At 59.1% G+C, this 26,125-nt stretch carries 15 protein-coding genes; 7 read left to right on the forward strand and 8 right to left on the reverse strand.

The window, feature by feature from the left end:
- Positions 1-277 precede the first annotated feature (277 nt).
- Together ACZ9IM_RS16450 and ACZ9IM_RS16455 are read left to right on the forward strand one after the other, a co-directional pair.
- Positions 278-3,427 (forward strand): transglycosylase domain-containing protein, encoded by a 3,150-nt coding sequence (locus tag ACZ9IM_RS16450; RefSeq protein WP_476224474.1) that lies wholly within the window; start codon positions 278-280, stop codon positions 3,425-3,427.
- 146 nt (positions 3,428-3,573) lie between these two features.
- Positions 3,574-8,685 carry an NEL-type E3 ubiquitin ligase domain-containing protein gene (locus ACZ9IM_RS16455; protein ID WP_476224475.1) on the forward strand — a complete coding sequence of 1,704 codons (5,112 nt, stop codon included), beginning with the start codon at positions 3,574-3,576 and terminating at the stop codon, positions 8,683-8,685.
- 221 nt (positions 8,686-8,906) lie between these two features.
- On the opposite strand, the gene ACZ9IM_RS16460 is transcribed toward ACZ9IM_RS16455, so the two are convergent.
- From ACZ9IM_RS16460 to ACZ9IM_RS16485, 6 genes are all read right to left on the reverse strand, one after another.
- Positions 8,907-10,193: a hypothetical protein gene (locus ACZ9IM_RS16460; protein ID WP_427622997.1), complete on the reverse strand. Its 1,287-nt coding sequence runs from the start codon at positions 10,191-10,193 to the stop codon at positions 8,907-8,909.
- Positions 10,194-10,243: 50 nt separating this feature from the next.
- Entirely contained in the window at positions 10,244-10,738 is a 495-nt protein-coding gene (locus tag ACZ9IM_RS16465; protein WP_218398988.1) for a CS1 type fimbrial major subunit, read from the reverse strand.
- A 47-nt stretch (positions 10,739-10,785) separates the two neighbouring features.
- Positions 10,786-11,529, reverse strand: coding sequence for a molecular chaperone (locus ACZ9IM_RS16470; protein WP_476224476.1), 744 nt, complete (start codon positions 11,527-11,529; stop codon positions 10,786-10,788).
- Positions 11,530-11,588: 59 nt separating this feature from the next.
- Positions 11,589-12,851 (reverse strand): hypothetical protein, encoded by a 1,263-nt coding sequence (locus ACZ9IM_RS16475; RefSeq protein ID WP_218398986.1) that lies wholly within the window; start codon positions 12,849-12,851, stop codon positions 11,589-11,591.
- A 5-nt stretch (positions 12,852-12,856) separates the two neighbouring features.
- The gene (locus ACZ9IM_RS16480; protein ID WP_476224478.1) at positions 12,857-15,379 is read right to left on the reverse strand and encodes a CS1-pili formation C-terminal domain-containing protein; all 2,523 of its coding nucleotides are present in this window, start codon (positions 15,377-15,379) and stop codon (positions 12,857-12,859) included.
- A 110-nt stretch (positions 15,380-15,489) separates the two neighbouring features.
- Positions 15,490-15,981, reverse strand: coding sequence for a CS1 type fimbrial major subunit (locus ACZ9IM_RS16485; RefSeq protein ID WP_476224479.1), 492 nt, complete (start codon positions 15,979-15,981; stop codon positions 15,490-15,492).
- A gap of 514 nt (positions 15,982-16,495) precedes the next feature.
- On the opposite strand from ACZ9IM_RS16485, the gene ACZ9IM_RS16490 reads away from it, so the two are divergent.
- Together ACZ9IM_RS16490 and ACZ9IM_RS16495 are read left to right on the forward strand one after the other, a co-directional pair.
- Positions 16,496-17,077 carry a PadR family transcriptional regulator gene (locus tag ACZ9IM_RS16490; protein ID WP_008072292.1) on the forward strand — a complete coding sequence of 194 codons (582 nt, stop codon included), beginning with the start codon at positions 16,496-16,498 and terminating at the stop codon, positions 17,075-17,077.
- Positions 17,074-17,871, forward strand: coding sequence for a siderophore-interacting protein (locus tag ACZ9IM_RS16495; protein ID WP_427623000.1), 798 nt, complete (start codon positions 17,074-17,076; stop codon positions 17,869-17,871). The genes ACZ9IM_RS16490 and ACZ9IM_RS16495 overlap by 4 nt, the downstream gene beginning before the upstream one ends.
- A 170-nt stretch (positions 17,872-18,041) precedes the next feature.
- Here the strand turns inward: ACZ9IM_RS16495 and ACZ9IM_RS16500 are convergent, their stop codons facing one another.
- Positions 18,042-18,686 carry a Pr6Pr family membrane protein gene (locus ACZ9IM_RS16500; protein WP_427623001.1) on the reverse strand — a complete coding sequence of 215 codons (645 nt, stop codon included), beginning with the start codon at positions 18,684-18,686 and terminating at the stop codon, positions 18,042-18,044.
- Between the two features lie 2 nt (positions 18,687-18,688).
- Complete coding sequence (locus ACZ9IM_RS16505; RefSeq protein ID WP_007941719.1) at positions 18,689-18,919, reverse strand: VF530 family protein; 231 nt, start codon at positions 18,917-18,919, stop codon at positions 18,689-18,691.
- A gap of 350 nt (positions 18,920-19,269) precedes the next feature.
- Between ACZ9IM_RS16505 and ACZ9IM_RS16510 the strand changes: the two genes are divergently transcribed.
- From ACZ9IM_RS16510 to lon, 3 genes are all read left to right on the forward strand, one after another.
- A complete protein-coding gene (locus ACZ9IM_RS16510; protein WP_427623002.1) occupies positions 19,270-20,652 on the forward strand; it encodes a carbohydrate porin in 1,383 nt (460 codons plus the stop codon).
- 214 nt (positions 20,653-20,866) lie between these two features.
- On the forward strand, positions 20,867-23,275 hold the full coding sequence (locus ACZ9IM_RS16515; protein ID WP_427623003.1) for a glucose/quinate/shikimate family membrane-bound PQQ-dependent dehydrogenase: 2,409 nt from the start codon (positions 20,867-20,869) through the stop codon (positions 23,273-23,275).
- 256 nt (positions 23,276-23,531) lie between these two features.
- The gene (gene lon / locus ACZ9IM_RS16520) at positions 23,532-25,949 is read left to right on the forward strand and encodes an endopeptidase La (protein WP_427623004.1); all 2,418 of its coding nucleotides are present in this window, start codon (positions 23,532-23,534) and stop codon (positions 25,947-25,949) included.
- The last annotated feature ends 176 nt before the right edge of the window (positions 25,950-26,125 follow it).

The following is a 26,125-nucleotide window of genomic DNA, read 5'->3' on the forward strand; positions in this document are numbered from 1 at the left end:
GCGAGGGGGCTTGCCCCCGTTGGACTGCGCAGCAGTCCCAAAAACAAGCAGCACTAATTTGTGTCAGACATACCGCGTGTAATGGATTCACGACTGCTGCGCAGCCGAACGGGGGCAAGCCCCCTCGCCACAACAGCCCCCTTGCCACAGCAAGCTCTCTCGCCACAAGGAATGGTGCGTACCCGATATTTGGTTATTCACAATTTTTTCACCAACGCCAACCACCGTCTAAGCTTCAAGCAAGTCCGATCAATCTGCGTGAATGGATCAGTCGACTATGGGCGCTTTGTGGCAAACCGATTCGAGTAAAACCGTGGTTCCGACTGAACGAGTGGATGAAGCGCCTATACCTGAGAAACCCCGTCGCTCCCGGCACGGCTGGGGGGCTTTCTGGTTGCTGTTGCTGATTATCCTGATTGTCCTGGGCCTCGCCGCGACCAAGGAAATGCGCACCTCCAAGTTTCAGGCCCGGGAAATCAGCAAATACGCCGCCTCGCTGAAGTACGAGCTGCAACCCGGACACAGCGATGCGATTCGCTACCCTGGCGCAGGCCCGTTCGATCAGCGTTTGGGTTACAGCGCCATGGATGAGTTTCTACCGCGACTGCTCAAACGCGATTACGTAATAGCGGCACAAACCCGCTTTTCCCCAGCGCTGATGAATTACACCGACAAGGGGTTTTTTGTGCCCTATGCAGAAAAAATCCAGGCCGGGCTGTCGATCACCGATTGCCGCGCGGCCCCGCTGTACCAGTTCAAGTACCCCCAGCAACTCTATTCAAGCTTTGCCGCGATCCCGCCGCTCGTGGTCAGCAGCTTGCTGTTTATTGAAAACCGTTTTTTGCTCGATCCCCGTCAGCCTCTGGCCAACCCCGCCGTGGACTGGCCGCGGTTCGGCAGGGCAGCGTGGTCCCAAGTGGCCAAACTGTTGGGCCTGCCCGGTCAGTCGGCGGGCGGCAGTACGCTGGCCACGCAACTTGAGAAATATCGCCATTCACCCGATGGCTTGACGGTGTCGGGCGCGGAAAAAATCCGGCAGATGATTTCCGCCAGCGTGCGCGCCTATCAGGCGGGGCCGGAAACCCTCCAGGCGCGACAAAACGTGATTCGCGACTACCTCAACAGTGTTCCGCTGTCGGCGGTACCGGGCCACGGTGAAGTGCATGGCATGGCCGAAGGTCTGCGCGTCTGGTACGGCGCCGACTTCAACCAGGCCAACGAACGGCTGGCCAGCACTGATACCGATCCGAAAAGCCTGTCGGAAAAAGGCCTGGCCCTGCGCGAAATGCTGTCACTGATGATTGCTCAGCGCCGCCCTTCCCATTACTTGACCAAGGGCCGTGATGAGTTGGCCAGTCTCACCGACAGCCATATTCGCCTGCTGTCTCAAAACGGCGTGATCGATGCGCCACTCGCCACGGCGGCATTGGCCAGTAAAGTGACTTACCGCGACTGGGCCACCCAGCCCACCATTCAGCCCATCGAAACCAATAAAGGCATCAGTGTGGCGCGCAGCCGCCTGGCCGGTTTGCTCAATCGTCCGCTGTATGACCTCGACCGCCTCGACCTGTCCGCCACCAGCACCTTGCAAGGCGAGCTGCAAACCCAGGCCACCGCATACCTCAAGCATCTGGCCGATCCAACTTATGCAGCGGAAATTGGCCTGATCGGCGAACGCCTGCTCACCCCCACCAACACTGCGCAGGTGCGCTATAGCTTCACCCTGTTCGAATTGACCCCGGACGGTTCGCGCGTGCGGGTGCAAACCGACAGCACTGACCAGCCATTCGACATCAATGAAGGCAGCAAGCTGGAATTGGGCTCCACCGCAAAAATGCGCGTGCTCACCACCTACCTGCAGATCATGGCCGAACTGCACGATCGCTACGCCAGCATGAGCGTCGCCGAACTGAAGAAAATCGAAGTCGCCGACCCGGATCGCCTGACCCGCTGGGCCGTCGATTACATGATTCAGAACACCGACCGCAGCCTGCCAAAAATGCTCGGCGCCGCGCTGGATCGCAAATATTCCGCCAGCCCTGGCGAGGCCTTTTTCACCGGCGGCGGACTGCACACATTCGTCAACTTCCGCAAGGAAGACAACGGTCGCCTGCCGACCCTGCGCGATGCTCTGCGCGAATCGATCAACCTGCCGTTCATTCGGCTGATGCGTGACCTGGTACGCTACAGCACCTACGCGGGCCCCAACAGCAGCGCCGAATTGCTCAAGGATGACCGCGACCCGCGGCGTCAGGAATACCTGGCCTCATTCGCCGACAGAGAAGGCACCTCATTCCTGCTGAAGTTCTGGAAGAAGTACCGCAACAAGAACACCCAGGCGCGGCTCGAGACCTTTCTCGACGGCATGCGCCCGACGCCGATTCGCATGTCCGCCGTGCATCGTTATCTATTCCCCCAGGCCGACCAGGAAGACTTCAATACCTTCGTACGCTCGCACCTCAAAGGCGCCAAGCTTCAAGAAAAACTGACCGATGAACGCCTCGAACGCCTCTACCTGAGTTACGGCCCTGGCAGCTACGACCTGCCGGATCAAGGCTTCATCGCCAAAGTCCACCCGCTGGATCTGTGGCTGATCGGCTACTTGCTGAATAACCCCGATGCCAAGTTCAGCCAGATCGTCAAAGCCAGCCAGTTCGAACGCCAGGAAGTCTACAGCTGGCTGTTCAAAAGCCGTCACAAGGGCGCCCGTGACAGCCGCATCCGCACCATGCTGGAGATCGAAGCGTTCCTCGACATTCACCAGCGCTGGCAGAAAGTCGGCTATCCGTTCGATCACCTAGTGCCATCGCTGGCCACCGCTATCGGCAGCTCGGGCGATCGCCCCGCTGCGTTGGCAGAGTTGATCGGCACCATTCTCAACGATGGTGTGCGGATGCCGACATTGCGTATCGACAGTCTGCACTTCGCGGCAGATACGCCCTATGAAACCCGCCTGATCAACAATCCGGTGGTCGGCAAACGAGTGATGCCTTCGGAAGTGGCCGCCGCGATGCGCGAAGCCCTCTCACAAGTGGTGGACGCCGGCACTGCCAAACGCCTGGCCGGCAGCTTTAAACTGGCCGATGGCAGCCCGTTGGCCATGGGGGGCAAGACCGGCACTGGCGACAACCGCATTGAAGCCATCGGTTCCGGCGGGCGGATTCTCAGCTCCAAATCGATCAACCGCACGGCAACTTTCGTGTTCTTTATCGGCGACAAGCATTTCGGCACCCTCACCGCCTATGTCCCCGGTCGCACGGCGGAGAATTTCAAATTCACCTCGGCGTTGCCCGCGCAAGTGCTCAAGGGCATGGCGCCGATCCTGTCGCCTTATCTGCAACCGGGCACCCACACGTTGTGCTATGCCGGGACTGGATTGCCGGTCGTTACTCAAGCTACGGCGGCACTGGGCACATCCGCACATTAAAGGGTGGTATTCCTGTATTTTTTGCTCTTTGTTTATCGTTGGATTGAGGCGTCTTTCGGGGCAATCCAACCCTGTATTTGAGCTTTTTTCGACCGCAGCACCTGCCTAACCTGAAGAGCCTGATTACAGCTTTTGACGGTTAGCACATGACGAATTTATCAAGGATTGATCAAAGACGCCGCAACACCAAAAACCAGGACGGCATTAATGACGCCTGGATCGCTCAGGCGCTGCCCGCCTGGATCACCGACATTTCCCCTGTCAACGCTCGCGCATTAAAGGCTGCCCAGCGCGACTTCGCTCCGTTCAAAACCCATGCCCGTTCCGCTCATCATCAGCTCAAAGAGGCGATATCCGAGCACTGGTCTACCCAGAACGCCGTGGACGCCCTGCTTGATAACCTGACCGATGTCTATGCGTTTGCCGAACCCCTGTTGAAAAAAACGCTCAGCGAGCACTACGGCGACATTGATGTCAGGAACACCTACCTGCGGCTTTATGCCGCCGTCGGCCTCCCATGGTGGGTGCACGATTTCAAGGGTGGCACGAAGGTCCGGACGGTCTCGTTACTGAACGCGGCCCTGCACAATTTCTCGGATGACGAAACATTCTCGGACTTTGCTTTTCTTGACGCGCCGGACCCGCGCGGACAGATGAAAACGCTGCACATCAACCACAGGATCACGGGAGCCCCGCTTACCGCCCAGGCGTTCAAGGCCATCTGCCGTGATCTGGACATCGGCGCCCGCTACCAGCAGGCACTGCGTCAGGCCCTCGGATTCGGCAGCCCCCAGGTCGCCAACAACGTGCGCACGGCGGTCATTGCCAGCCAAAAAGCCGCGTTGAAAGCAGCGGCACATTTGACACTGCTGAACAAACACATTGATGCGCACGCCCATCGACTCATCCTCGATCTGGTCCATGGCCGACAAGATTTGAGGCTGGACGGCAAGCCCGTGAGCTACTACAACCTGGCCATGATGGAAACGGTGCTGGCGGGCATTCTGTTGATCACAACCGACCCGGGACCGGGTGGCTCTCCCGGCCGCCTGATCGCCTATGTGCCACACGACAACCAACACCCACTCAAGGAATACCCCTCGCCCGCCGAGTTCATGGCCGAACTGACTCGCCAGTTGCAGGAAGAAAAACCCGCCGACGGACAGTCATCGGGTGGGTTCGTTTATCAACAGTTCTTCAGCCAGTTCGTGCCCCACAAGGAGCGAGGGCATTTCTTCGCCAGTCTCAATCAACGCCTGAGCACAGTGAAATGGCATCAACGAGATCGGCAGGCCGGCGGCCCCGTCTGGAGGGATACGCCGGTGGACAATCCCAACCTGAGTTTCAGCGTCCAGGCGATCACCGATGACTATCAAAATCGCTCGCCCGACCCGGCCCACGACGACCTTTGGCAATACCTGCTCCGGGTCAGGCTCAACAAGATCGTCAACGATGCCCGCGACCTCGCGATCTCCACCCAGGATGCCGACCGCATGGCGCGTTGGGCCTGGTGGGATAACCTGGAGAAAATGCTCTCGGACATCTTCAATGTTGCCCTGTTCGTGGTCACGCCGTTCGTGCCGGTGCTCGGTGAGCTGATGCTGGCGTACACCGCTTACCAACTGACGGATGAGGTGTTCGAAGGCGTTGTGGACTGGGCTGAAGGACAGACCACCGAAGCGGCCGGGCATGTATTGGGCATTGTCGAAAATCTGGTTCAGTTCGGTATCTTCGGCAGCGCCGCCAAGCTGGGAAAATCCCTCTCCTCACCGTTCATCGACGCGATGAAACCGGTGCAATTGCCTGACGGCAGCCAACGCCTTTGGCATCCCGATCTCACCCCCTATCAACAGCACAACCTGTCATTGCCCGCCGATTCGACACCTGACGCCTGGGGGTTGCACCGGCATCAAGGCAAATCCATTCTGCCCCACGAGGGCAAACTGCTTGAGGTCGAGCGAGAACCCTCCGGCCGGATGCGGGTGATTCATCCCCGGCGGCCGGACGCTTATCGGCCGCAGGTGACACACAATGGTCTGGGTGCCTTCGTGCATGAAGGCGAACAGCCCAGAGCCTGGAGTGAACGCCAACTGATGCGCCGGCTCGGGCATTCGGTCGAGCGTTTTAGCGACGGCGAACTGGAGCAGATCCGCACCATCAGCGGCACCGACCACGATGCGTTGCGACGGATGTATGTCGAATCTGAAGCGCCACCGCCGCTGCTGGCCGATGCGCTGAAACGCTTCGAGGCGTATGAAGATGTCGCCCGGCTGGAAGAACAGATTCGCGGTGGTCTGCCGCTGACGCCTGATCCGGCTTCGGCCTGGTTCGAACAAACCGTGACTGAGCTGCCCGGCTGGCCTGAGGACAAGGCCCTGCGCGTGCTTCATCAAACCAGTGCTTCGGCGCAAGACCGCTTCTATGGCAATCCCGAGGCCTTGCCATCGGACATCCTCAGCATCAGCCTGGCGGACGTCATGGCCGGGCAGTTGCCCGAACGCGTGGCGGCGTTTCTGGATGAGCCCGAACTCGCCGTCATGCTCGGCCCCGACGTGCCACCGGTGCATCGGGCACAAGCCTTGCGCGATCAACTGGCCGACTTTGTCGAAGGCGACATGGACAGGTTGGCCAAACGGACGTATCGCGCCCGGGAAAAAAATCGCGATCCGCAAGTGAGGCTGCTCAGAGACGCGTTTCCCGAACTGCCCTCAAGCATCAGCCAAACACTGCTGGCCAACGCCACGGGCGCGGAACGTTTCAAGATGCTCAGCGAAAAACGCCTTCCGTTGCGTATAAAAAATCAGGCCCGTGAACTGAATTTCGAAGTGCGCGCGGTCCGGGCAACCGAGAGCCTTTATGGGCATTCGGGATTAACAGAGGACACCGAGCGTCTGGTCCTGAATACGCTGAGACTGCACAGCGACGTATTCACCGACCTGCGTGTCGACATCCGCGACGGCTCCCCGCACGGAAGATTGCGCTGCAGCGTTGGCGCGCAATCTGCCAGCCGGGTCAGGACGCTCGTCAGCAGCGGCGGACGCAACAAATACGAAGTGTTCGACGAGGACAATCGCCTTTACGGAGCCAGCAGCCTCTATGAGTCGTTGCTGCGTGCAATGCCGCAGGATCAGCGCAACGCCTTGGGTTTCCAGCTCGGCCAGGGCAAAGCGCTCAAACACTGGTTCAAGCAAATCCTCGTCACCCCTGACGTCCGCAGAACCGCGCTCGCCGAACTACCGATTCGCTCGCAGCGTGACCGGATCACCACCCTGCTGTTACAGGGTGGGGGCCTGAGCAAGGACGGTTCAGCCTCACTGGATCGGCGGGTTCGCGACCTTTACCCGACCTTCAGCGCTGAGGAGGCGACGCGATTTGTCGAGGCCTTGACCGCGCAAGGTGACCCCCTGACCGCCCTTTCGGCGCTTGAGGATGAACTCGACGATTTGCGCGTCACCCTCAATCAGTGGCGCTATCAGCAACCCGACATCTGGGGGCCTGACCCCCAGGGTTTCCGCGACGGCGGCGGGCGCCACATCGCCGAACGGCTGATCGAGTGTTTTGAACGTCGAAGCCTGGTGTTCGACGAACGCAGCCTGCATCCCCACGGCGGTTATCGTCTCGATTTATCGGTGGAGCTGAGCAGTGTCAATCTTGAGACCTGGTGGAAACAGAAGCCCGATCTCAAGCGGTTTCTCGACAAGGTCTCGATCCTGAATCTGGACAACACGCGTTTCTCCAGCGAACCGGGCGGTCTGTTGAAGGACTTTGCGCACCTGGACGAATTAAGCGCCAGAGGCTGTCAACTGACTGAAATACCCCAGGGCATCACCGCGATGCACGTTTTGTCGACCCTGCGCCTGAACGGCAACCACATCCGCCTGACACCGCAAAGCGTCGAACAACTCAGTCGCCTGACCTACCTGAAAACCCTCAGGCTGGATCACAACCCCTTGGGCGCCCTCCCGGACATCGGACGCATGCCCGGCCTGATGATCGTCAGCCTGCGTGGCACCGGCATCGACACCTGGCCCCGAGGCACCTTCGCCAAACCTCGACCGCGCGGTTTTTTCCTCGACTTGCAGGACAACCCGCTGGCGCGCATTCCTGATGTGCTCCCGGGCTCGAACGATGCCTTTGTGATCGCGCGCACCCGGCTTGACGCGCAAGCGCTCAGTGACGTGAACCGGTTGGCCTACGAAGACCTCAGGAGGTCCGTGGGGCTCAGCCCTCGACATGCCTATCCACCTGCCACCGACAACGATCTGGTCTTCTGGCCTGTAACGGACGACAGCGAATGGTGGACGCCTTCGCCCGGGCTTGGCCGATACCGTGGCGAGGCCTGGGCTGATCTGGCCGATGAACCGGACTCGGCGGGATTCTTCACGGTGATTCGCGGCCTTACCCAGTCTGCTGATTATCGAGCGGGAGGCGAGTTTCGAACCGATCTGGCCAAGCGTGTATGGCGAATGATCGATGCCGCCGACATGGATGCCGAGCTCAGGAACAGGCTCTTCACCATGGCCAGCTCACCCGTTAACTGCGCCGATGCCGGCGCTCAATTGTTCAACAACATGGGGTTGGAAGTGCTGGCCTCGGAAGCCAGGTCATTGAGCACCTCGCCGCAGATGCTCGAACGTCAACTGGTGACCCTGGCCCGGAGTGCGGCGCGTCTGGATCATGTGAACGAGATTGCCCGGGCGGACATGCAGGAACGGATGGCCAGCGGCCTCACACCGGATGAAGTCGAGGTCTATCTCGCTTACCAGACCGGTCTGGCCCGACGGCTGGACCTGCCCTGGCAATCGCGAAGCATGCTTCACCGGCCGGTTGCCGGCGTGAGTGAGAGCATGATCGATCACGCCTACGGCGCGGTGCTGTCACTGGAGTACGGTGACGGGCTGGTGAACCAGATGCTGGAGCAACGCTTCTGGGTTGAATACCTGCAAGCGACGCACCCGCGAGCATTTGAGGAGAACACCGAGCTGTACGCGGTGGTCAAGGCCGGGTTACTGGCGGACTTGCGGCAGACGCAAAACGAACGGGCTCATACCCGGCACCGCACGGATGAATACAAGAATCAGCTCGGGGAAAAACTCAAAGAACTGGCCCGACAGCTCGCTGTTCCCGAGTCGGTTGTGTTCACCGGCAAGGAAATGACCGATGAGGTGTACAACCGGTTGATCAACGACCTTTTCGAAGACGAAAAGGAACTGGCGCGACGCCTGACCCGAATGGCATTGAGAATGGCAGGTCATTGATAACGCCCTGAACGTTTCGACCATTGCCAAATGCTGTACCTGGAGGCAAACGGTCAGCCGGTAAGTCAAGACGCAGAACCTGTGGGAGCGTGGTTTGCCCGCGAAGAACGATGACGCGTAGCACCTGAAAAACCGCGGTGCATTTTTCGCGGGCAAGCCACGCTCCCACAGGATTTTCGCCGCTCAAATGTCTTGACTTACCGGCATTAGCCCAAGGCCTTTCATATTTCCGAATCCCAGATCACGACGATGTTCCCGGTATAGCGGGCGGCGACGCCAGGTTGCAGCATGTAATCCATGTATTCGCTCGCGACTTCAAAGTGCAGGATGCCCGGCCGATTGTTCACATAATTCAGGGCCTGGTATTTTTGCTCCTCCTCCTGACCCACACGTACCAGACGACGGCGCTTGACCGGTACGCCAGCGAGATCGGTCAAGCCATCGGGCAGGGTGACGCTGAGTTCCACCAGGACGGCACGCTGCGAAACGGGGTCGCGAATCATGCAGTCGTACAGTCCGGGGATTTCGCAGTCGATTTGCATCTTGAACCGTGATGACGCCGAGATATTGAAGACCTGGTCGCGGAACAGGCGTACCGGTTTTCGTCCGTGTTGCAGCCAGTGTTGCCACCCGCCGGCCGGCTCCAGCACGACTTTGTTACCGCCCGGTGGGATATCGACCTTGAGCGTATGTTCAACGTTGAGGGTAAAACTCAATGTCAGGGTAGAGTCGCTGGGGTGCATGATATCGCCCATGTCGAAGTCCATGCCGGGGCCGACGCTGTAGGTCAAATCGCCGATAAAAATTCCGGAAGACATATGCAGCGGATCGGGTGTTCTCAATTCATAACCGATTTGCATCTGGTCATACCTGAACGTCTCGATTCGATATCCCGCAATTGCAGCACACTCGCCCGATGTGGGCGTCAGCCAGAAAAAAGTGCGCCAGGTTGGCTGCACGTACATGCCGCCACCAGAGCCCATGCAGGGCGCAGGTGGTGCCCATGTCCAGTCAGTCCCTCCCCATAAACGGCGGTGCCAGACCGAATTATCATTGGATGGTGAGCCTTCACCGACCAGGTTTTGCGCCGTATCGGGAAGAATGTAACGGCCACCGATAGAAACAATACGAACTTCGACCTCCGATGTCTCTGGCTGACCGTCGGCCTTTCTGATCGTGAGCCGTCGCCAATCGGCCGGCACTTTGAACATCGCCCCTTTGCGGCGATCGGCATGCCCGGCCAGGATGGGAGCGATGGACTGAAACTCGATGGGGACAAGCAATGAGAACAACCCCTGCTCCTTGCAGAATTCAGGTTGATGTGCGCAATGTCCGCTCACCGGGGTGTCATTGGTGAACTTGTTTTCATGGGGTTTGGACGGATCCGGCCTGAACGAAGCGCTGATGTCCATGGTCGCGCCGATCACCGATTCAACGGTTAATGCACACAACATCACCCACCCCGCGCTGCCCTGGAGGAGGGTTTTACAAACCTTCACTGATTTCATCTTCGCTCATGACTCCCTGTCATGGGATGGAGGACGTTTTTTTAACGGGCTCAGGGCGCCACGGCACTGAACACCAACAGCACGTTGCCGTAGTAACTGCCCGGTTTATAACCTCCAGTGGGGATTGTCGGCTCGATGTCCAACCGCACCCGACTGCCTGCCATGGCCTCCTGTGCCGAGACCACTTGCCGGGGCTGAGCGTCGTGACTCAGCTCCTGACCGTTGAAGCTGACGCGCAGGTATATATTCTCGGCATCGTTGCCGTTGGAGATATAAGGTTCGGTCTCCAGCCGCGCTTCAATCGCGCTGGTGTCGTGCTTGACGTCGAAATACTTGCGCAAACCGCCCAAGGTTGACGTATGAGGATTCCACGGCAATCTCTGCTCGCGATGAATCCAGTCCGTTTCCGCCGGTATCACGTAAAACGCCAAGGTGGGGATGTTCACCGAAATTTCGAACTCATGTTCTTCCCGCGCCGCGAACACCTGGGAGCTCATCAGCGTCGCGGCACTCAACGATGCCGCGAAGGCCCATTGCTTGATCATGTCTGGTACCTGTTCATCAAAGAAAACCGCAGCAACACGGGTCGGTGCTACCGGCTGGCAATGCGCATGGTCTTTTTGGCCTGGCCTTCAATCAGCTGGAAACGGTACTCACGACCGGTTTTTTTCTCGAACTGAAAACTCTTTCCCGCGAGGATGTGGTGCTTGGTGGTCGGCTCGCATTCGGTCTCGACCTTCAGCGAGCAGTTCTTGAACTCATCGACCACCACCACGGTGTTGCCGTTGTTGCGAATGCTGTAAGTGCCCGGACCATCATCGATCACGCTGTCATAACGGGTGTTTTTCGGCCGCACGAAGAACACCGTGCCAAAACCGGCCATCACGTTGACCCCCGCCGACAGGTTCTTTTTGTAGGTGTCGCGTTCTTCCTCGGAAACGGCGAATTCGTCTTCCTTTTCCGGCACCACGGGCACGAAGCGCACGCGGAAATAGCGTTCGGTGTCACGTTCGCCCATGTACAACAGACGCGAACCTTGCATGCCATTGGCCGGTACGATCAGCCGCGCGGGGCTGGCCATCAATCCGTCGCGGGCGCTGGCGTCGGCCTTGCTCTTGACCGGCACTTCACGGGGCGTGCCATCGGCGTCGTAGATGATTTCCAGAATGTTGACCTTGACGAAAGCCGTGCTGTCGCCGCCATTGAACACCCGTTTCAGGTAGGTACTTTTATCGCCATCCAGATAGTCGTAAACCGTCCCGACATTGATATTGGGTCCCGCCTGAACGGCCAGGGAAAACCCGCCCAGACTTACCAGTGCAAACAGACGCTTCATAACCTTGAACCTCATGACATTGAATACAACGCTGGCTCGATAACTCGATAAACAGCCCATCAGACTTCCGAATCCCAGATCACCGTGACCGTCCCGGAATAGGTGGCCGCACGGCCGCTTTGCAGCATTGAGTTCACGTAAAAGGAATCGATTTCGAAGTGCAAAACGCCGGGGGCCCGATCGACATAGAAGGCAGGTTGAAACTGTTGGGCCCTATGCGAGCCAGGATAAAAACGCCTGCGCTTGACCGGTTCCCCCACAAGGTCCGTCAGACCATTGGGCAAGCTGATTGATATCTGCACCTCCGCGGTACGCCCTGAAACCAGGTCGACAATCATGCAATTGTTAGTTCCGGTGATGAAGCAACTCAGCTCCATCTTGAACCGCGACGACGCGGAGATATTGAAGGTCTGGTCCCGGAACAGCCGCACCGGTTTGCGCCCGTTTTGCAGCCAGTTTTGCCAGCCGCCTTCCGGTACCAGTTCGACCTTGTTGCCGCCGGGAGGAATGTCGACTTTGAGGGTGTGCTGTACGTCGAGATTGAAGTTCAAGGTCAATGTCGAGTCGTCGGGCTGCATGACATCGCCCATGTCGAAATCCTGACCTGGCCCGACGCTGAAGGTGATCGAACCGGTGTATTGACCGCTCTGCATGCTTAACGGATTAGGGGTTATCAGCTGGTAACCGAACACGAAGTACAGGTAGCGAAAGGACAAAGGGATTTCGAGTAGGGCCTGTTTGGCGCAGACGCCCGCGCCCCGGGGGACTTTCCAGAAGCTGTTGTAACCACGAGTCCCGGCGGTGGCCCAACCGACACCCTGACAAGGGGACGGCGCATAAATCCATCCGCCTCCCTGCCACAGACTGTCCCAACCGCGCAACCCATCCTGCCCCGTCAACTCAGAGATCGGCACCGGTATTGCCGATTCGTGACCGATGCCAGCAATCCGGATCTTGACAATATGGGTCTCACCGGACGAATGGGTGACCTGCACGTCCCGCCACTCCGACGGTACTTTGGCCATTCCTCCCTGACGTGGATCCGCATGGTTGGCGCGGATCGGTGCATTGGCCGTAAAGGTAATCGGCGCGATCAGACTGAACAGACCTTCCGGCTCACATGCCTGAGGGACTTGGGTGCAGAAACCTTGAGACGGGGTTTGATTCTTGAATTCATTCCTATGGGGGGCAGCCGAATCCGGGGCGAACGACGCATTGATGTTCAACACCGCCGCACCCGCCGGTAACGAACACAACCCATACAGCACCGTCAGCAATGCCCCGCTACGCAGTTTTTTTTCAAGCCTGTTGAAGACACTCATGTCGATCATCCCGCCTTCTCAGTCATGTGGGTGGCGTCCGCCAAGGTGTCCGGGCTGCAGCGCAGGTCACCGATCATCAGCACGTCGTTTTCACTGCGGTACTTGCCGGTATCGAGTCGGAACTGGCACAGCAACTGATCGGCGTAACGCACTTGCAGGGTCGGCGAGCCGGCGTTCATTTCCATGGAGAAGAACCCGTCCACTTCACTCACCCCGCGGCTGGCGTGGTTGATCACGTGATGGCCCTTGAGGGGACGGCCTTGTGGGTCGAGCAAGCGACCGAGCACGGTCAGGGTTTTCATCACGCGCACCTTGCGGTACTCCACCCCGCCCTTGTTCAGGTGATAACGGGTGCGCGCCGGCTCGATGGTCGCCGCCGGGACGTGATTGCCTTCGAAGTCGAAACTCACCGAGCTGTTTTTGTAGGCGGTGATGGGGATGAAATTGCGCCCCGGTCGCAAGGCGGCGCTGCCGCCGCTGAGGTCGTCGGCACGCAAGGCGATGCCGTCGATATCGGACTCGACATCGACGATCATCCCGGCGCCCCGCCCCTGAGGCTGGCTGGTCATCACCATCTGCCGGGCGCCGATGGCAACCGTGCTGTCCAGGTTCAGGCCACCGGTAAAGTTGCCGTTGTAGGACGAGCGCTGCACAAACCCGTCGCCCCGGATCGTATCGGTACTAAAGTTCGCCAGGCTCGACACGCCGACGCCATAGGTGTCGGTGAGTGCCGTCACCGAAACGCTCTGCAATATGTGGTCCTGCAGGTCTTTGCGGTAACCCAGGGAGGCGTTGTTGTCACGGCTGCCGTCGCGCGCCGTGCGCGAACCGATGCTGCCGGATATTTGTTGTCCCGGTGTCCCCAGCGCGACGTTGACGCTCAGGTCGACGCCGCGATTACGATCATTGCCGCTGCTGTAGCTACCCGGACGATCGAACAGCGACAGGCGCCAACTGGCATCGCTGCCAAACAGCTCGCCGCGCTGCGTCCATCCCAGGTCCACGCCAACGCCTTCGACATTGCCTTCGCTGTGGGACACCCGCGCGTTGACCGAGCTTTTACGGCTGATGCGGTGGTTCAGCGCCAGGGAGGAATTGCTGGTCTCGCCGGTGAACACGTTGCGTTGGCGCACTCGGGTGCCGTCGGGCAACGTTTCGTAAATGTTGGTGGTATCGAGCCAGCTGCGATTGTGACTGACCACCACGCTGCCGGAGCCATAGTTGTACAGGCCTTGCAGGTCGAGCCCGGTGCCATGGTCTTCAGTCTGATAAATATTGGCGTATACGCTGGTGCTGTTAGCCAGCGTCCAATCGATGGAACTGCCGTATTGCAGCTTCTCGCGTACCTGACGCAACGACAGCCCGAGAATGGCCCTGGGGTGCAGCAGGTAGTTGATCGACGCGCCCGCCGTCGCGTCCCCACTGGCCTGTTGATCCCAGTTGCTGAACAGTTTGCGTTCCTGCCCGGCAAACAGGTTGTAGCGCCAACGCTCATCGACGTTGCGCCAGTTGTTCGGCTTGTACACCAGCTCCTGGGTCGTCGAGGTGATTTGACCGTCTTCGATCAGGCGTACTTCCACTTCGTAAATGCCACCGGGCAGCGGCCGGGTGTCGAGGGTTTGCAAGCCGGCCGGCACCGATTGGGTATTGATCAGCAAACCGTCGCGGAAAATTTCCACCGAGGCCTGCCGGTTGGCAGTGACATAGATCGGATAGACGCTCGGTTTCGGGGTGTCGATCGCCAGGCTGTCGGAACTGCCGAACATCATGCCCATCGCAGTATCGGGACTGGTGCCGAAAGTGCGCGGCTGGCGGGTCAGGCCTTCGGAATTGGGGGTAAAGAAGCCCAGGCGAAAAAAGCTGCCTTGCAATTCACGCTGGGTATGGAGTTCATGTATGGCGTGATAAAGCTTGTCATCGGGCCCACCGAGACGGGCCAGCTGCATGTTGAATGTCTGGCTCCAATTGCCCAGGCTGCCACTGGCCTCCAGGCCAAAACGGCCGCCCAGATCCTGTTCCTGCCCACCATTGAGGTTGAGCTGATTGCGCACGATCAAGCCACTGCTGCCGCCCTCGGGCTGGTCGTAGTAGCGCTTGGCTTCGGTGTCGCGTTCGGCGTTTTCAGTACCGATCGACACCAATGAATTTTGCAGGTTGTAGTGGATCGCCTGCAGTTGTTCCGGACACGTCCCCGTGCAAGCCCCAAGGCTCACACCGGATTTAAGATAAGTGGCCCAACTATCACGTTCAACGGCACTGATATTACTTTCACTGGTATCGGTGAATTCAAGTAGGGTAATACGGTCATCACGAGACAATATAATCATGGCCTCGCCAAGCGGCTGCTGATCAAGTTCCACCCTGACGGCCAGCGGAACATCAAAGAAGTGTTCTTCAAAGTCCGCCGGCAAACCTTTGGCCTGAGACAACAAACTTCTCGGCGTATTAGCAACAGTGGCGGGCGCTGCAAATGCACTACTACAAAGCAGCAACGCAAGCGCAGCCGCGATGGGCGTCATCGGGAACATGAACACGTACTCTGGTTACCAATAGATTAAAGCCCGGCCGACAAACAAACGTATTTGCCGACCGGTTGCGTTACTTGGACAAGTAAGCGTTTCAGGGTCTTGCGTGACGCTTAGAGTGCAACAGGCGGAACGGCGTCATAAACGATGGCAACGGCGCCGGTGTAATCGCCCGCCGGGTGGTTGGAGCCCACCGCGCTGATGCGGATCGGTGCGCGATAGTTAACATCCGACTCCTGTTCACCGACAACCATTTGCGGCGTATTGGTGAGGGCAATGCCGTTGAACGCTACGACCAGATCAATCGTGTTGGCCCCACCGTAGAGACGTGGTGTCCCTTCTACACTGGCGTGAACCGAACCGTTGTTGTTGCGCACATCGAAAAAGCCGGTAATTGGCGTCAGAGTGTTACCGCCTACGCCTGGGCTCATGTCCTGATCCTTATTGACCAGGTCTGGATCGACAGGAACCACGTAGAAACCGTTTTCCGGCACGGTGGCGATCAGACTGATGGAGTGTCGCGCTTCCCCGGCGGCAAAAGCCATGGAGGAACTCAGCGCCAGAATGGCCAGTGGAGCAGTCATCGCAATTTTCTTGAACATCATCTAATACCTGTCTTTTTATCTAAGGATTGGCTCATTGAAGTCCGAAAGCCTGTGATCGGTCATATAACCGTCAGAGGTTTTGTTGAACTTTCAATGCCGGAAGATCATCAAGCAATCTCTCTTGAAAGTAAGCAGGCAACTTCTGATGAGCGTGTAGCCAAATGGACATGGCGGCAGCGTGAAAAAACCCGACATATTGAAATAATCAAACAGTGACTGTAAGAGACGGACTACAAATCATGCAAAACACGACCTGCCTTACTTGTCCAACACCGTGTAACTTCCGTAAGACAAGTACCACACCCCCTGAAATTAAAGGTTAATGTCCACGTATTAGAGAGTTAACACTAATTCTCTGTAATTAACAGGTGCATGAATGGGAATTCCTTTGTGTTTTTTCCTCGTCGGATTGTTTTTTTCGTCCCGAGCACAGAGGCACCGTTGGTCTGAAGCGCTTGCTTCGGCCTTAAGATATATCTTACGTTGTATCTAAACACGACGAGAGCAAGCAAAAATGAGAGACCATCATTCCCCCCACCGTGAACACGGCGAAGGCCGCGACGGCTTCGAGAAACGCCCCGGCCCCGGCCGCGAACGTGGTGGGCGCGGCCCACGGGTATTCGCCCCCGGCGACCTGAAACTGCTGCTGCTGGCCCTGATCGCCGAGCAGCCGTGCCATGGCTATGACCTTATCCGCCAGATCGAAAGCATGTTCGACGGCGCTTATAGCCCCAGCCCCGGTGTGATCTACCCGACCCTGACCTTCCTTGAAGAAAGCGAAATGATCCTGGGCGATGCCGAAGGCGGAAAAAAACGCTACAGCATCACCGACGCCGGACGTCTGTCATTAAGCGAGCAGGCGATTGCCCTGGACGGCGTGCGCATGCGTATCGAAGTCAGCAAGCGCTCATTGCGCGGCCATGACCGCCCCGCCGAAATTCACGAAGCGGTGCACAACCTGCGCCATGCCTTGCAAATGCACCATGGCCGCTGGAGCCCGGAAGAAATCCTGCGGGTGCGCGATCTGCTCAACAACACCGCCAAGGCCATCGTCGATGGCCCCGCTGTTCAACCTGTTCAGGAGAAAGCCGAATGACTGACGTGATCCTGCAATCCCCATCCCAATCCATTCACCGCGTCATGCATGAGCTCAAACGCCGTCGCCTGAAAGTGTTGCGAGTGGTCGACCTGACGCCGCGCATGCGCAGGATTACGCTGGGTGGCCCTGAGCTGGCAGGCTTCATCAGCCTCGGTACGGATGACCACGTCAAATTGCTGTTCCCGCAAAATGCCGAGCAAGAGGCAGCGCTGGAAAACCTGGTGCTGGGCGCCGGCAAAGACAACGGCCCGTTGCCCGAAATGCGCGACTACACCCCGCGCCGCTACGACCTCGACACCCTGGAGCTGGACATCGACTTCGTGCTGCACGGCGACGGCCCTGCCTCGACCTGGGCCGAGCAGGCCAAACCTGGCCAGTTCCTGCAAATCGGCGGGCCACGGGGCTCGATGATCGTGCCGGACATCTTCGACAGCTACCTGCTGATCGGCGACGAAACCGCCCTGCCCGCCATCGCCCGTCGCCTCGAAGGCCTGGCGGCCAACCGGCGTGCGCAGGTGATCGTGGAAGTGGAGAACGGCGCCGAACAACAACGCCTGGAAAGCGCAGCCCAGGTCGATGTGATCTGGGTGCTGCGTGAGGGAGGCAAAAACAACCTGCTGACCACCGTGCAACAGATCAAGGTGCCCGATGGCAATCTGTATGCGTGGGTGGCGACCGAGTCCAAAGTGTCGCGGCAGATCCGTCGGGTATTGCTCGATGAGCACGGGCTGGATGAGCAATTCGTCAAAGCCGTCGGATACTGGCGGCTGGATGACAGCGAAGAGGAATAACAGCAAATCCAAATGTGGCGAGGGGGCTTGCCCCCGTTCGGCTGCGTAGCAGTCGCAAAATCAGAAAACGCGGTACGCCAGAAAAAATCGGTTGCAGGTTTTTAGCACTGCTTCGCAGTGCAACGGGGGCAAGCCCCCTCGCCACAAAACTCCCTCGCCACAGTCAGTGTTCACTGCCGATCCGTGCGCCACCGATCCAGCCCAATCACCAGCAGCGCAATCACCACAAACCCCGCCAACAATCCCCCTGCATTCACAAACACCTGTGGATAACCCAGTTTGTCCACATCAATGAACGGATACGGATAAACCGCCAGCAGATGCCCGCGCCATAACGCATAGCCGAAGTACACCAGCGGATAGATCACCCACAGCGCAATGTGCCGCAGCCGCAACGTACCTTTGGGCACACAGAACCACCAATAAACCAGAAACAGCAGCGGCATGACGTCATGCATCAGCTCATCGGCCAGCCATTGCCAGCCTTCTGGATGCCATAAATGGCGCAACAACAGGCTGTACGCCACACCGACCACGGCGATGCTCACCGCAATCCCACTGCTCACCCATGGCTGCAAAAACCAGCGTCGCGCCGCCGATTCTCGGGACGTCAGTTCACAGGTCAGCACCACCGCGACCAGCGTGTTTGTCAGCACGGTGAAGAAACTGAAAAAACTCACCAGCCCACCCAGCAGACTGGCCGCAACACTCCAGCGTAAGTAAAAAATCAGGTACAGCTGAATGCTCAAACCCGCCCAGCCCAGAATCGCCGCCACGGCAACACAACGACGCCTCGCGGTCGAGGGTATGACCATGCTCAGACCGGGCGCTTGGTGCGCATCAGCTTCACGTACAGGCGTTCGACCTTCTCCCGCGCCCACGGGGTTTTGCGCAGGAATGTCAGGCTCGACTTGATGCTCGGGTCGCTCTTGAAGCAGCGGATATCGATACGCTCGGCCAGCCCTGACCATTCGTAGTGTTCAACCAGGGCGTTGAGGATCTGTTCCAGCGTCACGCCGTGCAGGGGGTTGGTGTTCTGTTCGGTCATGCCGGGCCTTCGAGCGAAGTGGGAATTGGAAGCCGCGCACCTTAGCCGAGGGCTTCGTTGGGGGGAAGCTATCTGTTTGCTCTCTGTTAAATGTAGGTGACCTTGGAAAGATCGCAGCCTTCGGCAGCGCCCACAGGCGCGTAGGAGCTGCCGAAGGCTGCGATCTTTTGATTTTGCTTTGTTCAATGGACTATTACCAAATCCGAAATGATCCATGTCAGTAAAAGCCCTTTCTCAATGTGTTTCAGAACATTATCCTTACGCCCGTCCAGCTGAAACGCTTCTCCCCCTGCTGCATTCCCGCTGCGTTCAGTTCACCCCTTTAGAAAAAAACCAAGAATTCCTTCTCTATGCCTGATTTTAAAACTCCGCGAGACAGCGCTGTCTTACTCCCTATGGCCAGTCGAAAAACCCTGAGCCTGCTCGGTGGATTCACCGCATTGAGCCTCGCCACTTGCACCCAGGCCGCGCCAGCCTTCGATAGCGACTCGCCGTGGATGCTCGGTGACTGGAACGGCACGCGCACCGAACTTTCGGAAAAGGGCTACGACTTCAAAGTCGATTACACCGGTGAAATGGGCAGCAACCTGCACGGCGGCTACGACCACGATCGCACCGCTCGCTACAGCGACCAGTTCGGCTTTGGCAGTCATCTGGACTTGCAGAAAATTTTGGGCTGGGACGACGCTGAATTTCAGCTGACCATCACCGAGCGCAACGGCAACAACATCAGCAACGACCGGATCAACGATCCGCGGGTCGGCGGTTTCACTTCGGCTCAGGAAGTCTGGGGTCGCGGCCAGACCTGGCGCCTGACGCAGATGTGGTATCAGCAGAAATTCTTCGATCAGAAGCTCGACATCAAGGTTGGTCGCTTCGGCGAGGGCGAAGACTTCAACAGCTTCCCCTGCGACTTCCAGAACCTGGCGTTCTGCGGTTCCCAGGTCGGCAACTGGGTGGGCGACATCTGGTACAACTGGCCGGTCAGCCAGTGGGCGATGCGCGTCAAATATCACCTGACGCCGCAGTTGTACGCGCAGGTCGGGGCTTACGAGCAAAACCCGTCCAACCTGGATCGCGACAACGGCTTCAAACTCAGCGGCAGCGGTACTCAGGGCGCGATCCTGCCGGTGGAACTGGTCTGGACCCCGAAATTCAATGGCCTGCCGGGTGAATACCGTGCCGGTTATTACTACAGCAATGCCAAGGCCACCGATGTCTACAAGGACAGCAACGGCCAGCCAGCAGCCCTCAGCGGCGAGGCTTATCGCAGCGCATCGAGCAAGCATGGCGTGTGGCTGGGCGTGCAGCAGCAGCTGACCAGCCGCGCCAGTGACCACTCTCGGGGCCTGAGCGTGTTTGCCAACGGCACGATGCACGACAAGAAAACCAACGCCATCGATAACTACGTCCAGGCCGGCGTCGTCTACAAAGGCTTGTTCGATGCCCGCGCCAGGGACGACATCGGTTTTGCCCTGGCCCGTGTCCACGTCAACCCGGCTTATCGCAAGAACGCCGAGGCCACCAATCAGGCCCGCGCCGTCTTCGACTTCGACGACCCGTCGTTCCTGCCGCCACAAGACACCGAATACAGCAGCGAGCTCTATTACGGCGTGCACGTCACGAACTGGCTGACCGTGCGCCCGAACCTGCAATACATCCGCCACCCCGGTGGCGTGGACAAGGTCGATGACGCGCTGATTGGCGGGATCAAGATCCAGTCATCGTTCTAATTAAAACCACAAGACCTGTGGGAGCTGGCTTGCCTGCGATAGCGGTGGGTCAGCCGACACTTTTGCCAACTGACACACCGCTATCGCAGGCAAGCCAGCTCCCACAGGGATTGAATCAACCGCACACCTTTCTTAACTGAACCCTGCCCGCGCCAGATCGTCATCTACAGTGAACTTGCGCGGGCTTACTTAAAACGTCACGGAGAACCACACTATGAGCGCTGATGGTGCTTTCAGTCGAAGCCGTCTGCTGCCGAGCCTGCTCGGTATCGTGCTTCTACTAATGGGCCTGGCCTTGCTGGCCGGGGGGATCAAGCTGAGCATGCTCGGCGGTTCGCTGTATTACCTGCTGGCCGGTATCGGCCTGATGCTGACCGGGGGGCTGCTGCTTGCCGACCGTTATGCAGCGCTGAGCCTGTACGCGGTGGTGCTGTTCGCCAGTACGGTCTGGGCACTGTGGGAAGTCGGCCTGGACTGGTGGCAACTGGTGCCACGTCTGGCGCTGCTCTTTGCCCTCGGTATCGTCATGCTGCTGCCATGGTTCCGTCGTCCGTTGCGTACCGGCGAGTTCAACCCGGTCGGCACCGGCGTGCTGAGCGCTGCCGTGGTCATCGCCGGTATCGCCGCGCTGGCCAGCCTGTTCACCAACCCCGGTGAAATCAAAGGCGAACTGGATCGTGACGCCGTGCCTGGCATGAGCAACACCGCCCCGGCCATGCCCGATGGCGACTGGAACTCCTACGGCCGCAGCGCCCATGGCGATCGCTACTCGCCACTGGCGCAGATCACGCCGCAGAACGTCAACAAACTGGTTCCCGCCTGGACCTACCGCACCGGCGACCTGCCTGGCCCCAACGACCCGGGCGAAACCACCGCCGAGAACACCCCGCTCAAAGCCAACGGCATGCTCTATGTCTGCACGCCGCACAGCCAGGTGATCGCGCTGGACCCGGACACCGGCAAGGAACTCTGGCGTTTCGATCCGAAGCTCTCCACGCAGAACGCGGCGAACTTCAAGGGTTGGGCGCACATGACCTGCCGTGGCGTGACTTATCACGATGACGCCGCCTACGCGTCCGAGCAGAGCCCTACCGGCACTGCCAACGCGCCTGTCGCCAGCGTCTGCCCGCGCCGGATCTTCCTGCCGACCGCCGACACCCGCCTGATCGCCCTGAACGCCGACACCGGCAAAATGTGCGAAGACTTCGGCAACGGTGGCCAGGTTGACCTGACGACCAACATCGGTGAATTCACCGCCGGCGGTTATTACTCCACATCTCCACCGGCGGTCACCAAAGACCTGGTGGTGATTGGCGGCCACGTGACCGATAACGTTTCCATCGACGAGCCAAGCGGCGTGATCCGCGCGTTCGACGTGCACACCGGCAAACTGGTATGGAACTGGGACAGCGGCAACCCGGACGACACCACGCCGATTGCCGAAGGCAAGGTCTACACCCGCAACTCGCCGAACATGTGGTCCATCTTCAGCGTCGACGAAAAACTCGGCATGATCTACCTGCCGATGGGCAACCAGACCCCGGATCAGTTCGGTGGCGCACGCACCCCTGAATCGGAACTGCACGCCGCCGGCCTGACCGCGCTGGACATCGCCACCGGCAAGGTGCGCTGGCACTTCCAGTTCACCCACCATGACCTGTGGGACATGGACGTCGGCGGCCAGCCAACCCTGATGGACCTGAAAACCGCAGACGGTGTGAAACCGGCGGTGCTCGCGTCCACCAAGCAAGGCAGCATCTACGTGCTGGACCGCAGCAATGGTCAGCCGATCGTGCCGATCAAGGAAATTCCGGTGCCGCAAGGCGCAGTGGAAGGCGACCACACTTCGCCGACCCAACCGATGTCCGACCTGAACTTCGTGCCGCCGACCCTCAAGGAACGCGACATGTGGGGCGTGACCCCGTTCGATCAGATGCTGTGCCGGATCGACTTCAAATCCCTGCGCTACGACGGCATGTTCACTCCGCCGTCGCTGCAAGGCTCGATCGTTTATCCCGGTAACTTCGGCGTGTTCGACTGGGGCGGCATCTCGGTTGACCCGGTGCGTCAGATTGCTTTCGTGAACCCGAGCTACATGGCGTTCAAATCGAAACTGATCCCGGCCGCCGAAATCGCCAAACAAGGCCCTCGCGTCAGCGAAACCGAAGGCGTGCAGCCCAACAAAGGCGCGCCTTACGGCGTGATCCTCGAAGCCCTGCTGTCACCAATGGGCCTGCCGTGCCAGGCACCGGCATGGGGTTACGTGGCGGCGGTCGATTTGACCACCAACAAAACCATCTGGATGCACAAGAACGGCACCGTGCGCGACAGCTCGCCGGTTCCAATTCCTCTGAGCATGGGTGTACCGAGCCTGGGCGGGGCCTTCACCACTGCCAGTGGCGTGGCCTTCCTGAGCGGCACCCTCGACCAGTACCTGCGCGCCTACGACGTGAAAAACGGCAAGCAACTGTGGGAAGGCCGCCTGCCAGCAGGCGCGCAAACCACACCGATGACCTACACCGGCAAAGACGGCAAGCAATACGTGCTCGTTGTTGCGGGCGGTCACGGATCGCTGGGCACCAAACAGGGTGACTATGTGATTGCGTACAAACTGTCGGAATAAGCGGTAGCGGCAGTTAAAGCAAAGGCGACTCCTGAGAGGGGGTCGCCTTTTTTGTGCTCGATTGTTTCAGGTCACCCATCCCCCTGTAGGAGCTGCCGAAGGCTGCGATCTTTTGATCTTGATTTTCAGCAGTCAGGAAAGACGCGCCTGAGGGCGCTGTCAAAACCCTGAACACACACGCTGAAATATCCAGACCCATTGAAACCACCCCCCACCTGCCCCATCTAAGACCCATACCCTATTGCGCAGGTGCCCCATGACCGACCAGCAAGAATTCCCCGAAGACACGAGCGAATACGCCGAAACAGACAACGTCGAACACCACTCCACCGGCAAAGGCCTCGCCCTGCCTGGCCAGAACCTGCCGGACAAGGTCTACATCATCCCGATCCACAACCGGCCTTTCTTCCCGGCGCAAGTATTGCCGGTGATCGTCAACGAAGAGCCGTGGGCCGAAACCCTCGAACTGGTCAGCCAATCCGATCACCATTCCCTGGCCCTGTTCTTCATGGACACTCCCCAGGAAGACCCGCGCCACTTCGACACCAAAGCCCTGCCGGAATACGGCACCCTGGTCAAAGTCCACCACGCCAGTCGCGAAAACGGCAAACTGCAATTCGTCGCCCAGGGTCTGAGCCGCGTACGCATCAAAACCTGGCTCAAACACCATCGCCCGCCGTACCTGGTGGAAGTCGAATACCCGCATCAGCCCACCGAGCCGACCGATGAGGTCAAGGCCTACGGCATGGCACTGATCAACGCGATCAAGGAACTGCTGCCGCTCAACCCGCTGTACAGCGAAGAGCTGAAAAACTACCTCAACCGCTTCAGCCCCAACGACCCGTCACCGCTGACCGACTTCGCCGCCGCCCTGACCTCGGCCACTGGCAGCGAGCTGCAAGAAGTGCTCGACTGCGTGCCGATGCTCAAGCGCATGGAAAAAGTCCTGCCGATGCTGCGCAAGGAAGTCGAAGTCGCGCGCCTGCAGAAAGAAATCTCTGCCGAAGTGAACCGCAAGATCGGCGAGCACCAGCGCGAGTTCTTCCTCAAGGAACAACTCAAGGTCATCCAGCAAGAGCTGGGGCTGACCAAGGATGATCGCAGCGCCGACATCGAGCAGTTCGAGCAACGTCTGACGGGCAAGGTGTTGCCGCCTCAGGCGCAGAAACGCATCGAAGAGGAAATGAACAAGCTGGCGGTCCTCGAGACCGGTTCGCCGGAATACGCGGTGACCCGCAACTACCTCGACTGGGCAACCTCAGTGCCCTGGGGCGTGTACGGAGAAGACAATCTCAATCTCAAACACGCGCGCAAGGTGCTGGATAAACACCACGCAGGCCTCGACGACATCAAGGACCGCATTCTCGAATTCCTCGCGGTCGGTGCCTATAAGGGCGAGATCAGCGGCTCTATCGTGTTGCTGGTGGGCCCGCCGGGCGTGGGCAAGACCAGCGTCGGCAAATCCATCGCCGAATCCCTCGGCCGGCCGTTCTACCGCTTCAGTGTCGGCGGCATGCGTGACGAAGCCGAGATCAAGGGCCACCGCCGCACCTACATCGGCGCGCAGCCGGGCAAACTCGTCCACGCGCTGAAAGACGTCGAAGTGATGAACCCGGTGATCATGCTCGACGAGATCGACAAAATGGGCCAGAGCTACCAGGGCGATCCGGCCTCGGCGCTGCTGGAAACCCTCGATCCGGAGCAGAACGTCGAATTCCTCGACCACTACCTGGATTTGCGCCTGGACCTGTCGAAAGTGCTGTTCGTCTGCACCGCCAACACCCTGGATTCGATTCCCGGCCCGTTGCTGGACCGGATGGAAGTGATTCGCCTGTCGGGCTATATCACCGAAGAGAAAGTCGCGATCGCCAAGCGTCACCTGTGGCCGAAACAACTTGAAAAAGCCGGCGTGTCCAAGGGTAGCCTGAGCATCAGCGACAACGCATTGAAAGCCTTGATCGACGGCTACGCCCGTGAAGCCGGGGTGCGGCAGCTGGAAAAAAACCTCGGCAAACTGGTGCGCAAGGCTGTGATGAAGTTGCTCGACGAACCGAAAGCGGTGATCAAGCTCGGGCCGAAAGACCTGGAAGCCTCACTCGGCCGACCGGTGTTCCGCAACGAACAAGTGCTGTCCGGCATCGGCGTGATCACCGGGCTGGCCTGGACCAGCATGGGCGGCGCGACCCTGCCGATCGAAGCCACGCGCATTCACACCCTCAACCGTGGCTTCAAACTCACCGGGCAACTGGGGGAAGTGATGAAAGAGTCGGCAGAAATTGCCTACAGCTACGTCAGCTCCCATCTGAAGCAATTTGGCGGTGATCCGACGTTCTTCGACGAAGCCTTCGTTCACCTCCACGTACCGGAAGGCGCCACGCCGAAAGACGGCCCGAGCGCCGGCGTGACCATGGCCAGCGCCCTGCTGTCCCTGGCCCGCAACCAGCCACCGAAAAAAGGCGTGGCCATGACCGGCGAACTGACGCTGACCGGGCATGTCCTGCCGATTGGCGGTGTGCGCGAGAAGGTGATTGCAGCGCGGCGGCAGAAGATTTTCGAGTTGATCCTGCCCGAGCCTAATCGTGGAAGCTTTGAAGAACTGCCGGATTATCTGAAGGAAGGGATTACCGTGCACTTTGCCAAACGCTTTGCGGATGTGGCGAAAATTCTGTTCTAACCCCCGTAACTGATCGTTCCCACGCTCTGCGTGGGAATGCCGCCCGGGACGCTCCGCGTCCCTTCACCAGCGTGACGCAGAGCGTCACAGGATGCATTCCCACGCAGAGCGTGGGAACGATCATCTCCCGCAACGCTGTCACACTTTGTCTCATCTTCAGTTATGCTCGCCGTTCG

The organism is Pseudomonas sp. TE12508 (assembly GCF_056279485.1).

What these genes read in the sequence shown, in the direction of transcription:
- ACZ9IM_RS16450 (WP_476224474.1), top strand. Translation starts at nt 278, where the DNA reads ATGGGCGCTTTGTGGCAAACCGATTCGAGTAAAACCGTGGTTCCGACT.
- ACZ9IM_RS16455 (WP_476224475.1), top strand. Translation starts at nt 3,574, where the DNA reads ATGACGAATTTATCAAGGATTGATCAAAGACGCCGCAACACCAAAAAC.
- ACZ9IM_RS16460 (WP_427622997.1), bottom strand. Translation starts at nt 10,193, where the DNA reads ATGAAATCAGTGAAGGTTTGTAAAACCCTCCTCCAGGGCAGCGCGGGG.
- ACZ9IM_RS16465 (WP_218398988.1), bottom strand. Translation starts at nt 10,738, where the DNA reads ATGATCAAGCAATGGGCCTTCGCGGCATCGTTGAGTGCCGCGACGCTG.
- ACZ9IM_RS16470 (WP_476224476.1), bottom strand. Translation starts at nt 11,529, where the DNA reads ATGAAGCGTCTGTTTGCACTGGTAAGTCTGGGCGGGTTTTCCCTGGCC.
- ACZ9IM_RS16475 (WP_218398986.1), bottom strand. Translation starts at nt 12,851, where the DNA reads ATGAGTGTCTTCAACAGGCTTGAAAAAAAACTGCGTAGCGGGGCATTG.
- ACZ9IM_RS16480 (WP_476224478.1), bottom strand. Translation starts at nt 15,379, where the DNA reads ATGTTCCCGATGACGCCCATCGCGGCTGCGCTTGCGTTGCTGCTTTGT.
- ACZ9IM_RS16485 (WP_476224479.1), bottom strand. Translation starts at nt 15,981, where the DNA reads ATGATGTTCAAGAAAATTGCGATGACTGCTCCACTGGCCATTCTGGCG.
- ACZ9IM_RS16490 (WP_008072292.1), top strand. Translation starts at nt 16,496, where the DNA reads ATGAGAGACCATCATTCCCCCCACCGTGAACACGGCGAAGGCCGCGAC.
- ACZ9IM_RS16495 (WP_427623000.1), top strand. Translation starts at nt 17,074, where the DNA reads ATGACTGACGTGATCCTGCAATCCCCATCCCAATCCATTCACCGCGTC.
- ACZ9IM_RS16500 (WP_427623001.1), bottom strand. Translation starts at nt 18,686, where the DNA reads ATGGTCATACCCTCGACCGCGAGGCGTCGTTGTGTTGCCGTGGCGGCG.
- ACZ9IM_RS16505 (WP_007941719.1), bottom strand. Translation starts at nt 18,919, where the DNA reads ATGACCGAACAGAACACCAACCCCCTGCACGGCGTGACGCTGGAACAG.
- ACZ9IM_RS16510 (WP_427623002.1), top strand. Translation starts at nt 19,270, where the DNA reads ATGCCTGATTTTAAAACTCCGCGAGACAGCGCTGTCTTACTCCCTATG.
- ACZ9IM_RS16515 (WP_427623003.1), top strand. Translation starts at nt 20,867, where the DNA reads ATGAGCGCTGATGGTGCTTTCAGTCGAAGCCGTCTGCTGCCGAGCCTG.
- lon (WP_427623004.1), top strand. Translation starts at nt 23,532, where the DNA reads ATGACCGACCAGCAAGAATTCCCCGAAGACACGAGCGAATACGCCGAA.